This window comes from Streptosporangium sp. NPDC000509, assembly GCF_042898365.1.
GTDB lineage: Bacteria > Actinomycetota > Actinomycetes > Streptosporangiales > Streptosporangiaceae > Streptosporangium.
Genome location: NZ_JBIAYX010000013.1, coordinates 149,355 through 168,247 on the forward strand (window position 1 = coordinate 149,355; position 18,893 = coordinate 168,247).

Below are 18,893 nucleotides of genomic sequence, written 5' to 3' on the forward strand. Positions count from 1 at the left end.
CGGATCGCCCTCAACGATCGACGGGGCGCCGTGGTCGATGGCCGGTGTTTGGCAGGTGGTTACCCGCCGATTGCCACCCCGGCCCGGTGCCCGGCGAGAGCCGGCGCCGGGCTCCGGGGCGGCTGCGAGCGGTTCCACACCTCCGCCGAGTTCACCGGCGGTGCCCGGAATACGGTGTCGAGCCCTGAGGGGTGCGGGTCATGGGTGGGCGAGGATGAGGACGAAGTCGCCGGTGGGGTCGATGTACTGGCGGATCATCCCGAAACCGGCCGCGAGGAGTTCCCTGCGCAGTCCCTCGGTGCGGAACTTGGCGCTGATCTCGGTCCGGATCTCCTCTCCGGCCGCGAAGGAGATCCGCAGGCCGAGGTCGCCGATCCGCACGCGCATGGCGCGGCTCGCGCGCAGCCGCATCTCGACCCACTCGTGCCGCGCGTCGTACAGCGCGACGTGCTCGAAGGCGTCCGGCTCGAAGTCGGCGTCCAGTTCCCTGTCGATCACGCGCAGGACGTTCCGGTTGAAGGCGGCGGTCACCCCGCTCACGTCGTCGTACGCCGCGACCAGCCGGTCGGCGTCCTTGACCAGGTCCGCGCCGAGCAGGAAGGTGTCGCCGGGACGGAGCGTGGCGCGCAGTTCCTTCAGGAAGACCTCGCGTGCCGCCGGGGTCAGGTTGCCGACGGTCCCGCCGAGGAAGGCCACCATCCGCCGTCCGGTACGGGGCAGCAGGGCGAGGTGCGCCTCGAAGTCGGCGCAGACCGCGCGCACGGTGAGGCCGCGGTAGCGGGAGGCGAGGCGGTGCGCGGCCTCGCTCAGGGTGGCCGCGTCGACGTCCACCGGCGTGTAGGCGCGCAGCGTCCCGGCCGCGGAGAGGGCGTCCAGCAGCAGGACGGTCTTCTCGCTCGTCCCCGAACCGAGTTCGACCAGGGTGTCCGCGCCGCCGCGTACGGCGATGTCGAGGGCCTCCCTGCGCAGGATGGCCAGTTCGCGACGGGTGGGATAGTACTCGGGCAGCCGGGTGATGCGGGAGAACAGCTCGCTGCCCGCCTCGTCGTAGAACCACTTGGGCGGCAGCCACTTGGGCGTCGACGTCAGCCCGGCGCGGACGTCGTGTTCGAGTGCCTGCCGGAGATGGTCGCGGCCGAGATGGTTGACCAGGCGGATGGTCGGCTCACTGACGGTCACTGGGCCTCCTGGATGTGTGGGGGCCACGATCCCGCTCGCCGGTCCGTGGCCGGGTGCTGTGCTTGCTCGTGGTCTCGCCCCGCCCGGTCACAGGGGCTGGACGCTCACCCCGTCGGGTGAGGCGAGGACCAGGGTGTGATCCGGTACGGCCTGCCAGCCGGGCCGGTCGTCCAGCGGCTCGCTCGCGACGAGCACGCCGTCGCGCGGGTGGCCGTCGAGGCGGAGGAAGAGCGTGTCGCCCCAGGCGGTCGCGGCGATCGACGCGCCGTCGCAGGCGAGGAGGTTCAGGCGGGCGCGGGAATCCTTCAGCCCGGCGCGGGTGACGACCTCCGCCAGGGCCTCGCCGAGCGGGTCGCCCACCCGCCGCCTGGCGAACACGGCGGCGGCGAGCCACGCGGAGTCGCAGGAACTCTCCGCGTCGTCGGCGAGCTCCCTCACCGTCTCTCGCGAGACGCGGCCGTTGTGGCTGAGCAGCCACGGCCCGTCGGCGAAGGGCGCGGTCGCGCTCTCCTCGATCGGCATCCCGGCACTGGCCGACCGTACGCAGGCCAGCAGGCAGCCGGAGCGGGCCGTTCGAGCCAGGCCCGCCAGGTTGGCGTCGGCCCAGGCGGGGATCGTCCGGCGGTAGCGGACCGGCTCCGCGAGGGCGTCGTACCAGCCCATGCCGAAGCCGTCGGCGTTGAGCCTGCCGTGGCGCTGCAGGCGCGGGGCGTAGGACTGCCGGAGCAGACCGTTGACCGGCTCGTGGATCAGCGAGGCGAGGGTGCGTGGAGCGCCCAGCCAGGACGCGTGGCGGCACATCTAACCGCGCTCCGCGGGGCGCCCGGTAAAACGTTCCGCGAGGCGCTCCGCCGGGCGCTCCCGGTGGCGTCCCGGCGAACTTCCGGGCGGACCTTTCGGGGAGTCTCCCGGGGAACCTCCCGGGAGACGCCGCGCGGAGCGCCTGGCGGAGTGGCCGGGGGGATGCCGCGGGGAGTGCTCGGGGGAGGCCGAGCGGGCGCACCGGAAGCCGGCGAAGATCTGCCTGCGGGCCGGGCGGTCCCAGTTCCTGAACGTGGTGCGGACCACGGCCGGGTCGGAGGCCCAGGACCCGCCGCGCAGCACCCGGTAGCGGGCGCCGAAGAACACCTCGCTGTACTCGCGGTAGGGGAAGCTCCGGAAGCCCGGGTGGGGCAGGAACCACGAACCGGTCCACTCCCACACGTCCCCGATCATCTGTTCGGCGCCGCAGGGACTCGCTCCCAGCGGGAAGGCGCCGAGCGGGGCGGGCCGTGCCGCCCGGTGCCCGAGGTTCGCCACGCCGGGGCCGGGGTCGTCGTCGCCCCACGGGTACGTCCGAGCCCGACCGGCCTCGGCGTCCCAGCCGCAGGCCTTCTCCCACTCGGCCTCGGTGGGCAGTCGCTTTCCCGCCCACCGGGCGTAGGCGTCGGCCTCGTACCAGCACACATGCTGCACGGGTTCGTCCATGGGCACGGGCTCGGTCCTGCCGAAACGGCTACGCCACCAGGTGTCGCCGTCCCTGGTCCAGAACAGCGGGGCGAAGGCGTGGTTGCGCCGTAGCCAGCGCAGGCCGTCCGGGGACCACCAGCGGGGGTCGTCGTAGCCGCCGTCCTCGACGAAGTCCGCGTAGGCGCGGTTGCCGACGGGCAGCCTGTCGATCCAGTAGCCGGGCAGGTCGAGCCGGTGGGCGGGGCGCTCGTTGTCGTAGGCCCACGGCTGGGTGTCGGTGCCCATCATGAAAGGCCCCGCCGGGACGAACACCTCCTCGGAGCCGGGCGCTCCCGCGGGAGGCAGGTCGCCGTCGCGGACCAGTCCCGGCCGCCCCGACAACTGCAGGGTGGCGAGCATCGTCTCGTCGTGCTGGTGCTCGTGCTGGATCACCAGGCCGAAGACGAAGCCGTTCCTGCGCAGCGGGTCGGGGTCGTACGGGTCGACCGTGTCCAGGACGTCCAGCACCCGGCCGCGCACCCCCTCGATGTAGCGGCGCGCCTCGGCCGGCCCGAGGATGGGCAGGGACGGGCGGTCGGCGCGCGGGTGCTTGAACGCGTCGTACAGGTCGTCGATCTCCGGGCGGAGCGGGGTGATCCCGCCGACCTCCCGCAGCACCCACAGCTCCTCGTAGTTGCCCACGTGGGCCAGATCCCACACCAGGGGTGACATCAGCGGCGAGTGCTGCCTGACCAGCAGGTCGTCCTCGGCGTCGGTGTAGGTCGTGGAGCGGTTCCGCGCGGCGGTCAGTTCGGCGGCGATCCGTTCCTTGAAGTCGCTCATCGGCTCCGTCCTTCCTCGGCCAGCCAGTCGGGCAGGCGTTCCGCCGATTCCCTCACCAGATCGAGCAGGTCGGCGGCCGGGGACCGGCCGGGTGTCACGTGGCGGTCGGCGAAGGCGGCCACCTCGCAGACCAGGGCCGGGGCCGCCCCCAGCCGGGGCAGCGCGCCGAGGGCGGCGCGGAAACAGATGTCGGCGGCTCTGCGCAGCCGGGGCTCGGCCAGGCCGTGGCGCGCCGCCGACGCCCACATCCCCGCGCACGGCCCGGCAGCGGCCAGCGCCGCGTCGGCGGCGCGGTCGTCCGTCACCAGGGCGTGGGTGACCGCCGCGCACACCGGCCAGATCGCCGGGTGCTGGGCGTCGAGGTAGCGGATCTCCAGCCAGCCGCGCGGCCGTACGGGCGGGAAGAGCGTCGTGGCGTGGTAGCTCAGGTCCGCCAGGGTCGGCGGGTGTTCCGGCGAGGCGAGCCGGTCGCGGAAGGTCGAGCCGTCGAGGACCGGACGGTAGGACTCGGCGTCCTCACCGTCTCCGTCGGTGTCGCGGTCGGTGTCGCGTACGGCCATGAGACGGGCGTCGAGCAGGTAGTCCGTCCACGCGGCGCCGGGGTCGCGGCTCACCGGGACGGCGGCCGTGCGCGTGCGGTCGAGCCGCTCCCACACCGCCTGGCGTCCCGACATCCATCCGCACGGCCGTCCCTCGCTGAGTGGCGAGTTGGCGAAGGCCGCCACGAGGACGGGACCCAGCAGGTGGGCGCGTTCCCAGCGGGCCGCGGGTCTGTCGCCCAGGTCCAGGTTGACCTGGACCGACGCCGTCGAGCACATCATCAGCGCCCCGTACGGGGTGCCGAGGAAGCGCGCCATCACCTCGTACCTGGGCAGGCGCAGCTGCCGCCTGGGCGGTCGCAGCGGGTCGAGACCCAGCCCGCCCAGCACCAGGCCGGCGTCCCGCAGTGCCCGGCGCGCCGCGTTCACGTCGGCGCTCAGCAGGGCGATCGCCTTCGGCAGCGAGCCGGGCGGTCCCGAGAGCTCCAGCTGGCCCCCGGGTTCGTAGGTCACCAGGCTCCCTCCGGGGAGCGGGGGCAGGGCGTCGGTGATCCTCGCCAGCGGGACCTGGCGGGCGGGATCCGTACGGTCGAAGACCAGGAACTCCAGCTCGACACCCACCCGGTCGCCGGGGGAGCCGAGGAAGCAGCGTCGTGCGAAGGTCTCCACATCCGTGGCGTTCCGGATAAGTGTGTTCTCGGTCGCCAGACCGGTCATCCTCATCCCCTTTCGCCTTATATGTCCATTTAGGTATGGATTTATAGAGCCGCGAAGGCTCAGGCGTCAGGGGGAGTGGAGGGCGTCGAGGCGCGCGAGGTCGCGGCGTCTCGTCCGGCCTTTCGATCGTCGCGGCGCCCTCCTGGTGGAGGGCGCCGGGAAATGGTGGCTCTGGAGGGGAAATTCCCGTTCTGGCCTAGTTCGACACCTTTTGGTGAGTTACGTGGTATTTGACGGTGTCAGCCGGGGTTCTGTGCGGGGACGGTCGCATCGGTGCCCGGCTTCTCGGTCTTCGGCTTCTCGGCCTCCGGCCCGTCCGTGCCGGGCCCGCTCGTGTCCGGCCCGCCGGTGTCGGGTTCCCGGGGTGGGTCGCTGAGCTGTTCGCGGATGTAGTTCCACACCACGGCGATCAGGGCGGCGACCGGTACGGCGAGCAGGCTGCCCACGATGCCCGCGAGGTTGCCGCCCAGTGTCACCGCCAGCAGGATCACCGCGGCGTGCAGGCCGAGGCCGCGGCTCTGCACCATGGGCTGGAACACGTTCCCCTCAAGCTGCTGCACCGCGACGATGATGGCGAGCACGATCAGCGCGTCGGTGAGGCCGTTGGACACCAGCGCGATGAGGACCGCGACGAAGCCGGCGAACAGGGCGCCGACGATGGGGATGAACGCCGAGACGAAGGTGAGGACGGCGAGGGGGAGGACGAGGGGTACGCCCACGATCCACAGGCCCAGGCCGATGAAGACGGCGTCGAGCAGGCCGACGAAGGCCTGGGAGCGGACGAACGAGCCGAGGGTGTCCCAGCTGCGGGTGGCCACGGCCGGGACGTCCGTGGCGAGGCGGCCGGGGAGCTGGCGGGTGAGCCAGGGCAGGAAGCGCGGGCCGTCCTTGAGGAAGAAGAACATCAGGAAGAGCGCGAGGACGGTGTTGACCAGGCCGTTCACCACCGTGCCGACCCCGCTGAGGGTGGCGGTGACGATGCTGCCGACGCTGTCCTGGATGCGGGAGGCCGCGGTGTCGAGCGCGGTGCTCACCTGGTCGGCGCCGATGTTCAGCGGCGGACCGGCGGCCCACCTGCGCAGCTGCTGGATGCCGTTGCTCACACCGGTGGCCAGCTCGCCGGACTGCGAGGCCACGGGGACGGCGATCAGCACCACGGTGCCGGCGGCGAGCAGGAGGAAGAGCACGGTGACGGTCGTGGCGGCGAGGGTGGGGTGCCAGCCGTGCCGGCGCAGCAGGCGGGTCACGGGCCAGGTGAGCGTGGTGAGGAGCAGGGCGATCACGAGCGGCCAGAGGATGGACCACATCTGGCCCAGGATCCACAGGCTGACCGCGGTCATGAGCACGACGAGCAGCATCTCCAGGGAGATGCGCGCCGAGGTGCGCAGCGCGGTGCGGGTCTTGGTGGCGTTCAGCATGGCGGGCACGTGTTCACCCTAGACATGGTCGGGCCCACGTCAACGCGAGGCTCGGACCGGACCGCCCCTGATGGGTGGATCGGCACGTTTCCGCAGGTAGAGCGGGTATGTTCGGGAGCCGGTGGTGGGGAGACGGGGTAGCGTGCTCATATGAGCAAATTTTGGCTCATGTGTTGCCGTGAGGTTAACGTCCGATTTAGCGTGCGTTATCTAAATCACACCCCGGAGGTCCCATATGCGTAGATTGCGGCTGCTCACCATGCCCGCGCTCCTCCTCGCCCTCACGGCGATGTCCGCCTGCTCGGTGTCGTCCACCCCCGGCGGATCCACCGCCGGCGCCGACCAGAAGGCGGACGGCGCGATCACCATCGGCTTCAGCCAGGCGACCCAGCAGTCCCCCTTCTACGTGCAACTGCGCGAGGGGGCCGAGGCCGCCGCGAAGAAGGCCGGCGCCACGCTCCACTTCGCCGACGCGGACGGGGACGTCACCAAGCAGAACAACGACATCCAGGACCTCATCACCCGGCAGGTCGACATCCTGCTCATCAACCCGGTGGATCCGCAGGGCGTGCAGCCCAGCCTCGCCGCGGCCAAGGCGGCCGGGGTCTCCGTGGTGACCGTGGACCGGCCGGTGGCCGAGGGCGCGGTCGCGCACGTCGGGCGGGACAACAAGGCGATGGGCGAACTCGTCGGCAAGCGGCTCAGCGAGAAGCTCGGAGCCGAGGGCGGCACCGTCATCGAGATCCGCGGGGACGCCGGTGGAGCCGTGGCGCGCGACCGCAGCGCGGGCTTCCACGAGGCCGTCGAGGCGAACCCCAAGATCAAGATCGTCGAGGGGCCGTACTCCGACTACGTCCGCGCCAAGGCCGTCACCGCGATGCAGGACCTGCTCCAGGTCCATCCGGACGTCGCCGCGGTCTACGCCCACAACGACGACATGGCGCTCGGCGCGCTGCAGGTCCTCACCGAGAACGGCAAGGACAAGGTCCTGGTCGCCGGAGTGGACGGGCTCATGGAGGCGGTCAAGCAGATCGCCGACGGCGACCGGTACGTGGCCACCGCGCTCAACGACCCCATCTCCCTCGGCGCGACGGCCGTCGAGACGGTGCTCAAGGTCCAGAAGGGCGAGCAGGTCGAGCCCTCGGTCGACGCGGGCACCGCGCTGATCGACGGTGAGAACGCCGCGAAGTACGTCGGAGAGACCGAGTTCGCCCAGACCCTCCCGTAGGCGACCGTTCCCCGAAGAACCGGCCCGCAGGGGCGGGCACGCGGGCATCCGCGGCGAAGGCCGGTGGTCCGGGTCGTGAAAGACCCCAGGAGGACCCCTGGAGGACACGACCCGCGACGACCGACACGCGAGAAGCAGAAGACGAGGAAGAAAGAAGAAATGCCGGAAACCATGCAGGCCGCAGTGCTTCACGCCCCCGGGGACATCCGGGTCGAGCAGGTACCCGTGCCCACACCGGGCCCCGACGAGGCGCTCGTCCGCGTCGCGGCGTGCGGAGTGTGCGGCTCGGACATCCCGCGCATGCTGCGTGCCGGGGCCTACCGTTTCCCGATCATCTGCGGCCACGAGTTCTCCGGGCACGTGGTGCGGATGGGCGATCGGCTGTCGGCCACCGGCCGGGTGCGGGAGGGCGACCTGGTCACCGTGCCGCCGCTCATTCCCTGCCACGCCTGCGGACCCTGCAGCCAGGGCCGGTTCGGCCTGTGCAAGAACTACGGCTACTTCGGCAGCCGCAGGGACGGAGCGTACGCGCAGTACGTCTCCGTACCGGCCGAGAACCTGATGGTGCTCCCCGACGGCCTCGACCCCAGGGCCGCGGCGATGCTCGACCCGGCGGCGATCGCGCTGCACGCCCTGTGGCGCACGAAGATGCGCGGAGGCTACCGGGTGGCGGTGGTGGGCGCCGGCCCCATCGGGCTGTTCGCTGTGCAGTGGGCGCGTATCGCCGGGGCCGCCGAGGTGCTCGTGATCGAACTGGACGAGCGGAAGGCGGCCATGGCGACGGAGGCCGGGGCCACGCACACCGCGGTCAGCGCCGAGGCCGCCGCCGAGGTGGCCGGAGAGGGCTACGACGTGGTCATCGAGTCCGCGGGTGTGCCCGCCACCGTCGACCAGGCCGTGGGCCTGGCCGGACGGCACGGGGAGGCGGTGTTCATCGGCATCCCGCACGACCCCGTGGTGCTGCCCAAGTCCACCTTCAGCTCCTTCCTGCGCCGCGAGGTCACCCTGCACGGCGCGTGGAACTCCTTCTCCGCGCCGTTCCCCGGAGAGGAGTGGCGGGTGGCGGCCAGCACGCTCGCCTCGGGCGACCTCGCCTGGAAGTTCATGATCACGCATGAGCTGGGGCTGGACGCGCTCCCCGAGACCATGGTCAGCCTCGGCGAACGCTCCATTTTCAGCTCCAAGGTCCTGTTCATGCCGAACGAGGGGTGACCGTGAGCGCTTTCCTCGCCCTCGACCTGGGAACCGAAGGCGCCCGCGCGGCGGTCTACGACGCCGACGGCGCGCGGCTCGGGGCGGGCGACGAGTCCTACCCGACCACCTTCCCCAGGCCGGGCTGGGCCGAGCAGGACCCGGACCACTGGTGGCGGGCGAGCGTCCACGCCGCGCGGGCGGCGCTCGCCGAGGCGGGCAACCCGGAGATCGCCGGTGTCGCGGTGGCGACCACCGCCTCGACGGTCGCCGTGCTCGACCGCCACGGGCGCCCCCTGCGCCCGGCCCTGCTGTGGATGGACGGCAGGGCGAGCGAGGAGTCGGCGCTGACCGCGCGGATCGACCACCCGGCCCTGCGCTACTCGGGCGACTGCGACGCGGTGGAGTGGCTGGTGCCCAAGGCCATGTGGCTGGCCCGTCACGAGCCCGAGGTCTACCGCGCCGCCGCACGCGTCGTCGAGGCCGTGGACTACATCGTGTGGCGGCTCACCGGACGGTGGGCCGGATCGCAGATGAACGCGGTCTGCAAGAGCAACTACGATCCGCGCGGGGCGGGGTTCCCGCACGACCTGTACGAGAAGCTCGGCATCGGCGATCTCGGCGACAAGCTGCCGGACGAGATCGTGCCGGTCGGTGACCCGGTGGGGCCCCTCGGCCCCGACGCCCGCGAACAGCTCGGGATCACCGGCCCCGCCGTCGTCGCCTCCGGCGGGATCGACGCGCACCTGTCCCTGCTGGCCGTCGGGGGCGCCCGCGAGGGGCGGGTGTCGATCGTGTGCGGCACGTCCAACGCGTTCGTCACCGAGATCGCGGAACCGGTCTTCCCCTCCACCGTGTGGGGCCCGTACCCGGACGCGTTGCGCGAGGGGCACTGGCTGGTGGAGGGCGGTCAGGTGAGCGCGGGCTCGGTGCTGGCCTGGGCGGGCGAGCGGCTCATCGGACGGCCGAGATCGGAGATCGGCGGGCTCATCGAGGCCGCGGCGGCGCTGCCGCCGGTCGAGCACGGGCTGATCGTCCTGGACTACTTCATGGGAAACCGCACGCCGCTGCGCGATCCGCGGCTGCGCGGCGCGGTGCTCGGGCTGACCCTCGCCAGCACCCCCGAACAGGTCTACCGGGCGGCCGTGGAAGGGGTCGCGTACGGCACCCGCCAGGTCATCGACTCCTTCGTCGCGGGTGGGATCGGCGTGGAGGAGATCTTCGTCTCCGGCGGCATCCGGCACAACGAGCTGTGGCTCCAGACGACCGCCGACGTGCTCGGCCGGCCGATCAGCCTGGCCACCGGGGACAACCTCACGCTGCGCGCCTGCTCGGTGATCGCCTCGGTGGGGGCGGGACGGTACGCCTCGCTGGCCGAGGCCGCGGCACACTACGAGCCGAGGATTCGCGTGGTCGAGCCGGTGGCCGAGCACCGGAACCCGTACCGGCAGGGCTACGACGACTATCTCGCGGCGACCGCCGCCACCACGGCGATCGCGCACCGGCTGAGCGCACCGCGACGAGGGGACGGGCTGACATGAGCATTCCCGTGGACTATCACGACCAGCTCTACCAGGTCGCCGTCCGCTACTACGAGAGCGGGGAGACCCAGGAGCAGATCGCCCACCGCATGCATCTCACCCGCTGGAAGGTGGGCCGGATGCTCGCCGAGGCACGCCAGGCCGGGATCGTGCGGATCGAGGTGCTGCACCCCAGGTCGAGGGTGCACGCCCTGGAGCGCTCGCTCAGGGAGCGGTTCGGCCTGCGCGAGGCGATCGTGGTGGCGGGGAACGCCAGGAACGACCCGGAGTACCTGCGTGACCGGGTGGCCGCCGCGGGGGCCGACCACCTGATGGCGATGCGTCCCGCGCCCCAGCTGATCGGCGTCTCCTGGGGACGCACGCTCGACCGGCTGGCCGGCGGGCTCACCCCCGGGTGGGCCACGGGCGTCAACGTGGTGCAGGTGAACGGCGCGCACAGCCGATCACGGCAGCCGACCACCGCGCACAGCATGGCGAACCTGATCGCGCACCACGGCGGCGGCACCGCGACGCTGCTGCCCGCCCCGGCGATCCTGGAGCAGGAGAGCACCCGGGCGGTGCTGGAGAGCGACCGGGCCGTCTCCGACGTGCTCGCCCTCGCCGGCCGCGCCGACCTGTTCCTGTTCAGCCCGGGAGGCATGGGCAGCGACTCGGTGCTGGTGGACTCCGGCCAGATCGACGCCGACGACGTCACCCGGTTGGCGCGGGCCGGCGCGGTCGGCGACGTGCTCGGCCGTTTCGTCGACGAGCGCGGCCGGATCGTCGATCCGGGCCTGGACGGGCGCACGCTCGGCCTCTCGCTGGACGCCCTGCGCTCGGCCACCACCTCCGTCGCGCTCGTCAGCGGCGCGGCGAAACACGCGGTGTGCCGGGCGGTCGTGGTGAGCCGCCTCTGCGACGTGCTGATCACCGACGACCAGAGCGCGACCTACCTGCTGGACACCGCGACGAGGGAGGAGCCATGACGGACACCGCCGAGCACCCGAGGCTGCGGATGGCCGGGATCGTCAAACGCTTCCCCGGCACCGTCGCACTGGACGGCGTGGAGCTGACCGTACGCCCCGGCGAGGTGCACTGCCTGCTGGGGGAGAACGGCGCCGGCAAGAGCACGCTCATGAAGATCCTTTCCGGCTCCTACCAGCCGGACGAGGGCACGATCCTGCTGGACGGGGAACCCTTCAGGGCCGCCACCCCGCACGCCGGTCTCGCCGCGGGCATCGCCGTGATCTACCAGGAGCTGGACCTGCTGCCCGATCTCACCGTCGCGCAGAACCTGCTGCTGGGCAGGGCGCCGAGGTTCGGCCCGTTCGTGCGCAGGTCCCAGCGGGCGCGGCTGGCCCGCGAGGCGCTGGACCGGGTCGGCGCGCGCTTTTCGGTGACCACGCCCGTCAGGGAGCTGCCCATCGCGGCGCAGCAGCTCACCGCGATCGCCAAGGCGCTCACCGCCGACGCGCGAGTGATCGTGATGGACGAGCCCTCCGCCACCCTCGGCGAGAGCGAGCTGCTCGCCGTCTTCGACGTCATCAGGTCGCTCACCGCCGAGGGACGCTCGGTGATCTTCATCTCGCACCGGATGGACGAGGTGATGGAGATCGGCGACCGCGCCACGGTGCTGCGCGACGGCCGTACGGTCGGCGTCTACGACCTGGCCTCGACCGGCCCCGGCGAGATCGTCGCCGCGATGATCGGTGAGGCGAGGGAACTCATACGCCCCACCGACCACCCCGCGCCCGAGGGTGAGCCGCTGCTGAGCGTCGAGCGGGTCCACCTGCCTGGCCTGATCGACGTACGCGACCTGGAGGTGCGGCCGGGCGAGATCGTCGGGCTCGCCGGACTCGGCGGCGCGGGCCGGACGACCCTGCTGCGCGCGCTCTTCGGCGACCTGAGGGCACAGGTCACCGCGAAGCTGGACGGGCGCCCGATGCGCGTGGGCAGCCCGTCGGCCGCGGTACGCGCCGGGCTCGCGCTGGTGCCGGAGAGCCGCAAGGAGCAGGGGCTGATGCTCGGCCTGTCCGTGGGCCGCAACGCGGCGATCGCGGCGATCGGCCGGCCCCCGTGGCTGCTGCCCGGCCGCCTCGGACGGCGGCTCACCCGGCCGGCGCTGACCGACCTGGGCATCAAGTCCGCCGGACCCGACCAGCTCGTGGGAGAGCTGTCGGGCGGCAACCAGCAGAAGGTCGTGCTGGCCAAGTGGATCACCCGGGGCGGGATCAGGGTCCTGCTGCTGGACGAGCCCACCCGCGGCCTCGACGTCGGGGCCAAGGCGGACCTCTACCGGCAGGTGCGCCACCTGGCCGACCAGGGGGTGGCGGTACTGCTCGCGAGCAGCGAGCTCACCGAGCTCACCGCCAACGCCGACCGCATCCAGGTCCTGTACGAGGGCCGCAACGTCGCGTGTTTCGACCCGAGTGTCAGCCCGGAGAACGTCATCGCGCACACCGTCATCACAGGAGCGACTCCATGACCACATCGATCGGATCCGCCACCCCGGCGACCAAGGACCCCGGCGGCTCCAGGTCGCGCCGCGGCACCGACCTGATCGTCAAATCCAACCTGCTGCTCGTCTTCATCGCCTTGTGCGTCGTCGCGACGCTGCTGGCCCCGCAGTTCCTCACCGGCCGCAACATCGCCAACCTGCTGCAGCAGTCGTCGCTCACCGGGATCGTCGCCATCGGCATGACGATGGTGGTGCTGACCGCGGGGATCGACCTGTCGGTCGGCAGCGTGGCCGCCTTCGGCGGGATGACGGTCGCCCTGCTCATGGGGTCGGACGTGCACTTCGTACCGGCGATCCTGCTCAGCGTCGCGGTGGGCGCGCTGTTCGGCGCGCTCATGGGCGGGCTGTCGGCCTACCTGTCGCTGCCCTCGTTCATGACCACACTGGCCGGGCTGACGGCCATTCGCGGGCTCACCTACCTGCTCACCGACGGCAAACCGGCGGGCGGCGGCGGCTCGGAGGCGTTCCAGCTCCTCGGCGGCGGGTTCATCGGCTACGTGCCGATCATCGGGATCGTGTTCGTCGTGATCACGATCCTCGCCGCCCTGGTGCTGCGGGGCACGACCTTCGGCGAGTACGTCTACGCGGTCGGCAGCAACAAGGAGGCCGCGCGGCTGTCCGGCCTGCCGGTGCGCGGGGTGATCACCGCCGTGTTCGCGGTGTCCGGCGCGCTCGCCGCGCTCGCGGGGGTGCTGCTCACCTCCCGGCTGACCGTGGGCCAGCCCACCGCCTTCAGCGGGCTGGAGCTGGACGCGATCGCGGCCGTCGTGCTCGGCGGCACCAACCTGTTCGGCGGCCGGGGCGGGGTGTTCGGCACGTTCGTGGCGGTGCTGCTGCTGTCGGTGCTGCGCAACCTGTGCAACCTGCTCGGCCTGGGCTCCTTCTTCCAGATGGTGGTGACCGGCCTGATCCTGCTGGTCGCCCTCATCCTCAACATGCTCATCGAAAGGCGGGGCGCTCGTGCCTGACACCGTCCCTGGCTCGTTGCGGGCCTATCTGCACGGACTGCCGGGGGTCGACGAGGTCGGCGTGCACCGGCGGGCCGCGGACCTGGCGACCCGGTCGATCAAGACCACGGCCAAGCGCCGGGCGATCGACCTGGCCATCCGGATGGTCGACCTGACCACGCTCGAGGGGGCGGACACCCCGGGCAAGGTACGCGCGCTGGCGAGCAAGGCGATGCGTCCCGACCCCGCCGACCCCACCACGCCGCCGGTCGCGGCGCTCTGCGTCTACCCGGACATGGTGCCGGTGGCCGCCCAGGCGCTGTCCGGCAGCGGGGTGGGACTCGCCTCGGTCGCCACGGGCTTCCCCGCGGGCCGCACGTCGCCGGAGGTGAAGCTGGCCGACACACGTGTGGCGGTGGCCGCCGGCGCCACCGAGATCGACATGGTCATCGACCGGGGGGCGTTCCTCTCGGGCGACTACCGCAAGGTCTTCGACGAGATCGCGGCGGTGAAGGAAGCCTGCGGCGAGACGCACCTGAAGGTCATCCTGGAGACCGGGGAACTGGTCTCGTACGACAACGTGCGGCGGGCCTCCTGGCTCGCCATGCACGCCGGGGCGGACTTCATCAAGACCTCCACCGGAAAGGTCACGCCCGCCGCCACGCTGCCGGTCACCCTGGTCATGCTGGAGGCGGTGCGGGACTACCTGGCCGCCACCGGACGGCGGGTGGGGGTGAAACCCGCGGGCGGCATCCGCACCACCAAGGACGCGATGCGCTACCTGGTGCTGGTCAAGGAGGTGGCGGGGGAGGGCTGGCTGGATCCGGCGTGGTTCAGGCTCGGCGCCTCGACCCTGCTGAACGATCTGCTCATGCAGCGCACCAAGCTGAACACCGGACACTACGCCGGGCCCGACTACTACACGATCGACTAGGGGGACTCCGATCACATGACGGAGGAGATCTTCGAGTACGCGCCCGCGCCGGAGTCACGGTCGACCGTGTCGATCCGGCCGTCCTACGACCTGTTCATCGACGGCGAGTTCGTCGAGGCCAAGAGCGACGAGCGGATCGTCACGATCAACCCGGCCGACGAGGAGCCGCTGTCCGAGGTGGCCGTCGCCTCCGAGGCCGACGTCGACCGCGCCTTCACCGCGGCCCGGCGGGCCTTCGAGCGGGTCTGGTCGCCGCTGCCGGGAGCGGAGCGCGGCAAGTACCTGTTCAGGATCGCGCGCATCATCCAGGAGCGCGCACGCGAGCTGGCCGTGCTCGAGTCGCTGGACAACGGCAAGCCGATCAAGGAGACCAGGGACGTCGACCTGCCCCTGGTCGCGGCGCACTTCTTCTACCACGCGGGATGGGCGGACAAGCTGGCCCACGCCGGGCTCGGCCCCTCGCCGCGCCCGCTGGGCGTGGCCGCCCAGGTCATCCCGTGGAACTTCCCGCTGCTGATGCTCGCCTGGAAGGTCGCGCCCGCGCTGGCCACCGGGAACACGGTGGTGCTCAAACCCGCGGAGACCACTCCGCTGACCGCGCTGGCGTTCGCCGAGATCTGCCAGGAGGCGGGACTGCCGCCGGGCGTGGTGAACATCGTGACCGGCGCCGGCGACACCGGCCGGGCCGTGGTCGCCCACCCGGACGCCGACAAGGTGGCCTTCACCGGCTCGACCGAGGTGGGCAGGGAGATCGCCCGCGCCGTGGCGGGCACGGGCAGGCGGCTCTCCCTCGAACTGGGCGGCAAGGGCGCCAACATCGTGTACGACGACGCGGCGATCGACCAGGCCGTGGAGGGGATCGTCTCGGGGATCTTCTTCAACCAGGGGCACGTGTGCTGCGCGGGATCGCGGCTGCTGGTGCAGGAGTCGATCGCCGAGGAGCTGCTGGCGAAGCTGCGCGCCAGGATCGAGCGGCTGCGGCTGGGCGACCCGCTGGACAAGAACACCGACATCGGGGCGATCAACTCGGCCGCGCAACTCGCCAGGATCCGCGAACTGGTCGCCGTCGGCGAGGCGGAGGGCGTGAGCGGCTGGTCACCGGCATGCCCGATCCCCGAGCGCGGCTTCTGGTTCCCGCCCACCGTGTTCACCGGCGTCACGCAGGCACACCGGGTCGCCCGCGAGGAGATCTTCGGTCCGGTGCTCTCGGTGCTCACCTTCCGCACACCGGAGGAGGCCGTCGCCAAGGCGAACAACACGCCGTACGGCCTGTCCGCCGGGGTGTGGACGGAGAAGGGCTCCCGGATGCTGTGGACCGCGAGCCGGCTGCGCGCCGGCGTCGTGTGGTCCAACACCTTCAACATGTTCGATCCCGCCAGCCCGTTCGGCGGATACAAGGAGTCCGGTTACGGCCGCGAGGGCGGCCGGCACGGGCTGGAGGCATACCTTGGCTGACAGAACCGACCCCCCGTTCCCCGCGCCGGCCCGCGTCGCCGTGCGCAGGACGTACAAGCTGTATCTCGGCGGGGCGTTCCCGCGCTCGGAGTCAGGCAGGTCCTATCCGGTGACATCTTCCCGCGGGGTCCATCTCGCCAACGCGGCCCAGGCGTCCCGCAAGGACGCGCGCGACGCCGTGGTGGCGGCGCGCAAGGCGTTTCCCGGCTGGTCCGGCCGTACCGCCTACAACCGGGGCCAGATCCTGTACCGGGTGGCCGAGATGATGGAGGGGCGCCGGGCCCAGTTCGCCGAGGAGACCGCCGCGGCCGAGGGGGTGAGCAGGGCGGGGGCCGAGAGGCTGGTCTCGGCCGCCATCGACCGCTGGGTCTACTACGCGGGCTGGGCCGACAAGATCGGCCAGGTGCTCGGCGGGGCGAACCAGGTGTCGGGTCCGTTCTTCAACCACTCAGAGCCCGAGCCGACCGGGGTCGTGGGCGTCATCGCCCCGGCCGGCTCCCCGCTGCTCGGACTGGTCTCGGTGCTGGCGCCGGTGATCACCTCGGGCAACACGGCGGTGCTGGTGGCGAGCGAGCGTGCCCCGCTCCCCGCCGTCACGCTCGCCGAGGCGCTGGCAACCTCGGACCTGCCGGCGGGGGTCGTGAACATCCTGACCGGACGCCTGGGTGAGCTCGCCCCGCCACTCGCCGGGCACGCCGACGTGAACGCCCTCGACCTGACCGGGGCGGGCGACCTCGCCTCCGAGCTGGAGGAGAGCGCGGCGACCACCCTCAAGCGGGTCCTGCGGCCGGGCCTTCACGACGACTGGACCGCCGCCGATCCCGGCATCTCCCGGATCAGGTCCTTCATGGAGATCAAGACGGTCTGGCACCCGGTGGGCGTCTGACACCGGGGCGGGCGCGGTCTCCGTTCCCGCCCACGCGCCGGGGGTCGCGCGGGAACGGCGTTCTGCTGAGGAGCGTCGCCCTCGCGTCCCCCGACGCTCCGGGGCAGGGGGCGCCTCTCACCGGCCCGGCAGGGAAACGCGGGGGTGACACGGGGGTGGGTGCCTGTTAGGCCCCATTTGCCCAGGTGAGAGCCTTAAAGTATGAGATATTCAGACAGGGGCGGTGGGCTGTCGGCACAGGAGCGGGCCAGGCGCGAGAGGCTGCGGTTCCGGGCCGCCGACATGTTCGCCGGGGAGATCACGCCCGCGCGGGTGGCCCGGCTGCTGGGAGTCACCCGCAAGTCCGCCTACGAGTGGTACGCGCTCTGGAGACGGGGAGGCAGGGCGGCACTGGTCTCCAGGGGCGCCGCCGGCGGCAGAAAGCTCACCGACGAGCAGCTGGCCCGGCTGGAGGCGACCCTGGAGGAGGGGGCTGCCGCCCACGGCTGGGACGACGGCCACTGGACCACCGCGCGTGTCGCCGTGGTGATCGCGGAGAGGTTCCAGGTCTCCTACACCGTGCGCGGGGTGGCCTATCTGCTGGACCGGCTGGGATGGACCGGCCGGTTCGGGTTGCCGATGCGCGGGCCCGCGCGGACGGGTGGCGGATCCCCGGCGTGAGCGGGCTGGTGATCTCCGTGCCGCGTGGGCGGCTCGGCGGGGTCGAAGCACATCAAGATCGACATGGATGCGCACTCCATGCCGTGCGCGCGGCTCGGTGAGAAGCCGCTCCCTTGGCGGAGCGGAGAAGCCGCTCGGATGTAACCTCCACCTTTCCTGCCGGGAAATGATCCCGGACCAAGGCTTTGTCCTTTCTGGGGCGAAGGTCGTTATGGCTCTGAACTAGCGTCTTACATGGCGTCGATTCGTCATATTTCCTGGAAATCTGATCGGCGCCCTGTAAGTCCTGGCGGCATGCCGGGTTCAACCATCAGACACGGAGTGATCTTTCATGTTCAAGCAGGCTCTCGCCGTCGGCACCTTGGTGGCCTCCACCCTGATCGCCGGCATGACGGTGTCGGCTCAGCCCGCCGGGGCAAGCGTGGCACCACAGCAGGTCTCGGTGGTCGCCGGAAGCAACCACGACCCCTTCGGTCCCTACGCCTACTACACCAGGTATTCGCCATTCAATTTCTACAACACTTATACGCCCTTCGGCTTCCAGCCCTATTACCGTCCCGTTGTCTACACCTACTGGTAAACCAGGAAAAAGTAGAAAACGGTAATGGGCGAGGCGCGACGGTGCCGGGCGTGGTCACCACGCCCGGCACCGTTCGCCGTCACGGCGCCCGTGGCGCCGTCGTGGCCCGTTGACGACCGCCGAACGCGGCGGCTCAGCCCGCTTCCGTCGTCGTACCCGGAGCGGAACGCGACTGCCGGTGCATCGCCAGGGCGATGTCCACGATCGCGATCACGGCCAGCACGGCCATCACGACGGTGAGCCAGGTGATCCCGGCCACGAAACCGAGCACCCCGAGGCCGATCGCCGCTATCAGGGCGAACGAGCCCAGGCGAATGTGGACGACGTCGCGCGGGGTGGCCGCGACCATGGGCTTCCCGCTCGCCGAAGTCTCCTCCGGCATCTCTCCTTCGGCCGTCATGTTTCCCTCCTTGGTTGGAACGCCCTTTTACCCGGATGCCCCTCTGTCATGTGTCCGGCTCACGTCTCGTGCGACTGCCCGAGGGCTCTCACCAGTCCTTCGGGATCGGAGACCGTGAGAGTTGCGGCCGGGTGGGTGAGGAGGTGGCCGGGTACCAGGGCGGGCACCGGGACGTGGAACCGGACGCACACGCCTCGCCCGGTGCTGGTGCCGAACGTCACCCCGTGGTCGGCGAACGACAGGTGCGGTCCGATGGCCTTCCACGGAGCGTACGGGCCGGTCACGGTGGTGCCCGCGACGTTGGACAGGGGCGTGCGCAGCGACCAGAGGCCGAAGCGAACCGAGAGATCGCCCTCGCGGACCTCGGCGAAGGCCCTCCCGGGGCTCACCCCGACCATCAGCAGCGGTATCCGCCACGCCGGGTCGAATTCGAACGCGAAACGCGTCATC

18 protein-coding genes are annotated in these 18,893 nt (G+C 71.6%); 11 read left to right on the top strand and 7 right to left on the bottom strand.

Features of this window, described 5'->3' with window-relative positions; all coding sequences use genetic code 11:
- Positions 1-198 precede the first annotated feature (198 nt).
- The 5 genes from egtD to ACFY3D_RS24190 all read right to left on the bottom strand — a co-directional run bounded on the left by egtD (position 199) and on the right by ACFY3D_RS24190 (position 6,124).
- A complete protein-coding gene (gene egtD / locus ACFY3D_RS24170; protein WP_389982839.1) occupies positions 199-1,179 on the bottom strand; it encodes an L-histidine N(alpha)-methyltransferase in 981 nt (326 codons plus the stop codon).
- 87 nt (positions 1,180-1,266) lie between these two features.
- Positions 1,267-1,980, bottom strand: coding sequence for an ergothioneine biosynthesis protein EgtC (egtC, locus tag ACFY3D_RS24175; protein WP_362896910.1), 714 nt, complete (start codon positions 1,978-1,980; stop codon positions 1,267-1,269).
- The gene (egtB, locus tag ACFY3D_RS24180) at positions 1,981-3,450 is read right to left on the bottom strand and encodes an ergothioneine biosynthesis protein EgtB (RefSeq protein ID WP_389982842.1); all 1,470 of its coding nucleotides are present in this window, start codon (positions 3,448-3,450) and stop codon (positions 1,981-1,983) included.
- A complete protein-coding gene (locus ACFY3D_RS24185) occupies positions 3,447-4,706 on the bottom strand; it encodes a glutamate-cysteine ligase family protein (protein WP_389982845.1) in 1,260 nt (419 codons plus the stop codon). Before ACFY3D_RS24185 ends, egtB begins: the two co-directional genes overlap by 4 nt.
- Positions 4,707-4,945: 239 nt before the next feature.
- Complete coding sequence (locus ACFY3D_RS24190; protein ID WP_389983131.1) at positions 4,946-6,124, bottom strand: AI-2E family transporter; 1,179 nt, start codon at positions 6,122-6,124, stop codon at positions 4,946-4,948.
- 235 nt (positions 6,125-6,359) lie between these two features.
- Between ACFY3D_RS24190 and ACFY3D_RS24195 the strand changes: the two genes are divergently transcribed.
- The 11 genes from ACFY3D_RS24195 (at position 6,360) to ACFY3D_RS24245 (ending at position 18,043) form a co-directional block, all read left to right on the top strand.
- Positions 6,360-7,352: a substrate-binding domain-containing protein gene (locus ACFY3D_RS24195; RefSeq protein WP_350949227.1), complete on the top strand. Its 993-nt coding sequence runs from the start codon at positions 6,360-6,362 to the stop codon at positions 7,350-7,352.
- A gap of 159 nt (positions 7,353-7,511) precedes the next feature.
- A complete protein-coding gene (locus ACFY3D_RS24200; protein WP_362896907.1) occupies positions 7,512-8,564 on the top strand; it encodes a galactitol-1-phosphate 5-dehydrogenase in 1,053 nt (350 codons plus the stop codon).
- Between the two features lie 2 nt (positions 8,565-8,566).
- A complete protein-coding gene (locus ACFY3D_RS24205) occupies positions 8,567-10,084 on the top strand; it encodes a ribulokinase (protein WP_389982848.1) in 1,518 nt (505 codons plus the stop codon).
- The gene (locus ACFY3D_RS24210) at positions 10,081-11,049 is read left to right on the top strand and encodes a sugar-binding domain-containing protein (protein ID WP_350949224.1); all 969 of its coding nucleotides are present in this window, start codon (positions 10,081-10,083) and stop codon (positions 11,047-11,049) included. Before ACFY3D_RS24205 ends, ACFY3D_RS24210 begins: the two co-directional genes overlap by 4 nt.
- Positions 11,046-12,548, top strand: coding sequence for a sugar ABC transporter ATP-binding protein (locus ACFY3D_RS24215; protein WP_389982851.1), 1,503 nt, complete (start codon positions 11,046-11,048; stop codon positions 12,546-12,548). The genes ACFY3D_RS24210 and ACFY3D_RS24215 overlap by 4 nt, the downstream gene beginning before the upstream one ends.
- The gene (locus tag ACFY3D_RS24220) at positions 12,545-13,549 is read left to right on the top strand and encodes an ABC transporter permease (protein ID WP_350949222.1); all 1,005 of its coding nucleotides are present in this window, start codon (positions 12,545-12,547) and stop codon (positions 13,547-13,549) included. Before ACFY3D_RS24215 ends, ACFY3D_RS24220 begins: the two co-directional genes overlap by 4 nt.
- A complete protein-coding gene (gene deoC / locus ACFY3D_RS24225) occupies positions 13,542-14,462 on the top strand; it encodes a deoxyribose-phosphate aldolase (protein WP_389982856.1) in 921 nt (306 codons plus the stop codon). Before ACFY3D_RS24220 ends, deoC begins: the two co-directional genes overlap by 8 nt.
- A 15-nt stretch (positions 14,463-14,477) precedes the next feature.
- Positions 14,478-15,917: an aldehyde dehydrogenase family protein gene (locus ACFY3D_RS24230; protein WP_389982859.1), complete on the top strand. Its 1,440-nt coding sequence runs from the start codon at positions 14,478-14,480 to the stop codon at positions 15,915-15,917.
- On the top strand, positions 15,910-16,803 hold the full coding sequence (locus ACFY3D_RS24235) for an aldehyde dehydrogenase family protein (protein WP_389982862.1): 894 nt from the start codon (positions 15,910-15,912) through the stop codon (positions 16,801-16,803). The genes ACFY3D_RS24230 and ACFY3D_RS24235 overlap by 8 nt, the downstream gene beginning before the upstream one ends.
- A 201-nt stretch (positions 16,804-17,004) precedes the next feature.
- Entirely contained in the window at positions 17,005-17,463 is a 459-nt protein-coding gene (locus ACFY3D_RS24240) for a transposase (RefSeq protein WP_389982865.1), read from the top strand.
- 331 nt (positions 17,464-17,794) lie between these two features.
- On the top strand, positions 17,795-18,043 hold the full coding sequence (locus ACFY3D_RS24245; RefSeq protein WP_389982868.1) for a hypothetical protein: 249 nt from the start codon (positions 17,795-17,797) through the stop codon (positions 18,041-18,043).
- 133 nt (positions 18,044-18,176) lie between these two features.
- Here the strand turns inward: ACFY3D_RS24245 and ACFY3D_RS24250 are convergent, their stop codons facing one another.
- The gene (locus tag ACFY3D_RS24250) at positions 18,177-18,443 is read right to left on the bottom strand and encodes a hypothetical protein (protein ID WP_389982871.1); all 267 of its coding nucleotides are present in this window, start codon (positions 18,441-18,443) and stop codon (positions 18,177-18,179) included.
- Positions 18,444-18,502: 59 nt separating this feature from the next.
- On the bottom strand, positions 18,503-18,892 hold the full coding sequence (locus ACFY3D_RS24255) for a hypothetical protein (RefSeq protein WP_389982874.1): 390 nt from the start codon (positions 18,890-18,892) through the stop codon (positions 18,503-18,505).
- Position 18,893 lies beyond the last annotated feature (1 nt).

Coding starts and splice junctions, on each gene's coding strand:
- ACFY3D_RS24195 (WP_350949227.1), top strand. CDS start 6,360: ATGCGTAGATTGCGGCTGCTCACCATGCCCGCGCTCCTCCTCGCCCTC.
- ACFY3D_RS24190 (WP_389983131.1), bottom strand. CDS start 6,124: ATGCTGAACGCCACCAAGACCCGCACCGCGCTGCGCACCTCGGCGCGC.
- ACFY3D_RS24210 (WP_350949224.1), top strand. CDS start 10,081: ATGAGCATTCCCGTGGACTATCACGACCAGCTCTACCAGGTCGCCGTC.
- ACFY3D_RS24240 (WP_389982865.1), top strand. CDS start 17,005: ATGAGATATTCAGACAGGGGCGGTGGGCTGTCGGCACAGGAGCGGGCC.
- ACFY3D_RS24185 (WP_389982845.1), bottom strand. CDS start 4,706: ATGACCGGTCTGGCGACCGAGAACACACTTATCCGGAACGCCACGGAT.
- ACFY3D_RS24255 (WP_389982874.1), bottom strand. CDS start 18,892: ATGACGCGTTTCGCGTTCGAATTCGACCCGGCGTGGCGGATACCGCTG.
- ACFY3D_RS24215 (WP_389982851.1), top strand. CDS start 11,046: ATGACGGACACCGCCGAGCACCCGAGGCTGCGGATGGCCGGGATCGTC.
- ACFY3D_RS24220 (WP_350949222.1), top strand. CDS start 12,545: ATGACCACATCGATCGGATCCGCCACCCCGGCGACCAAGGACCCCGGC.
- ACFY3D_RS24250 (WP_389982871.1), bottom strand. CDS start 18,443: ATGACGGCCGAAGGAGAGATGCCGGAGGAGACTTCGGCGAGCGGGAAG.
- ACFY3D_RS24245 (WP_389982868.1), top strand. CDS start 17,795: ATGTTCAAGCAGGCTCTCGCCGTCGGCACCTTGGTGGCCTCCACCCTG.
- egtC (WP_362896910.1), bottom strand. CDS start 1,980: ATGTGCCGCCACGCGTCCTGGCTGGGCGCTCCACGCACCCTCGCCTCG.
- egtB (WP_389982842.1), bottom strand. CDS start 3,450: ATGAGCGACTTCAAGGAACGGATCGCCGCCGAACTGACCGCCGCGCGG.
- ACFY3D_RS24200 (WP_362896907.1), top strand. CDS start 7,512: ATGCCGGAAACCATGCAGGCCGCAGTGCTTCACGCCCCCGGGGACATC.
- ACFY3D_RS24230 (WP_389982859.1), top strand. CDS start 14,478: ATGACGGAGGAGATCTTCGAGTACGCGCCCGCGCCGGAGTCACGGTCG.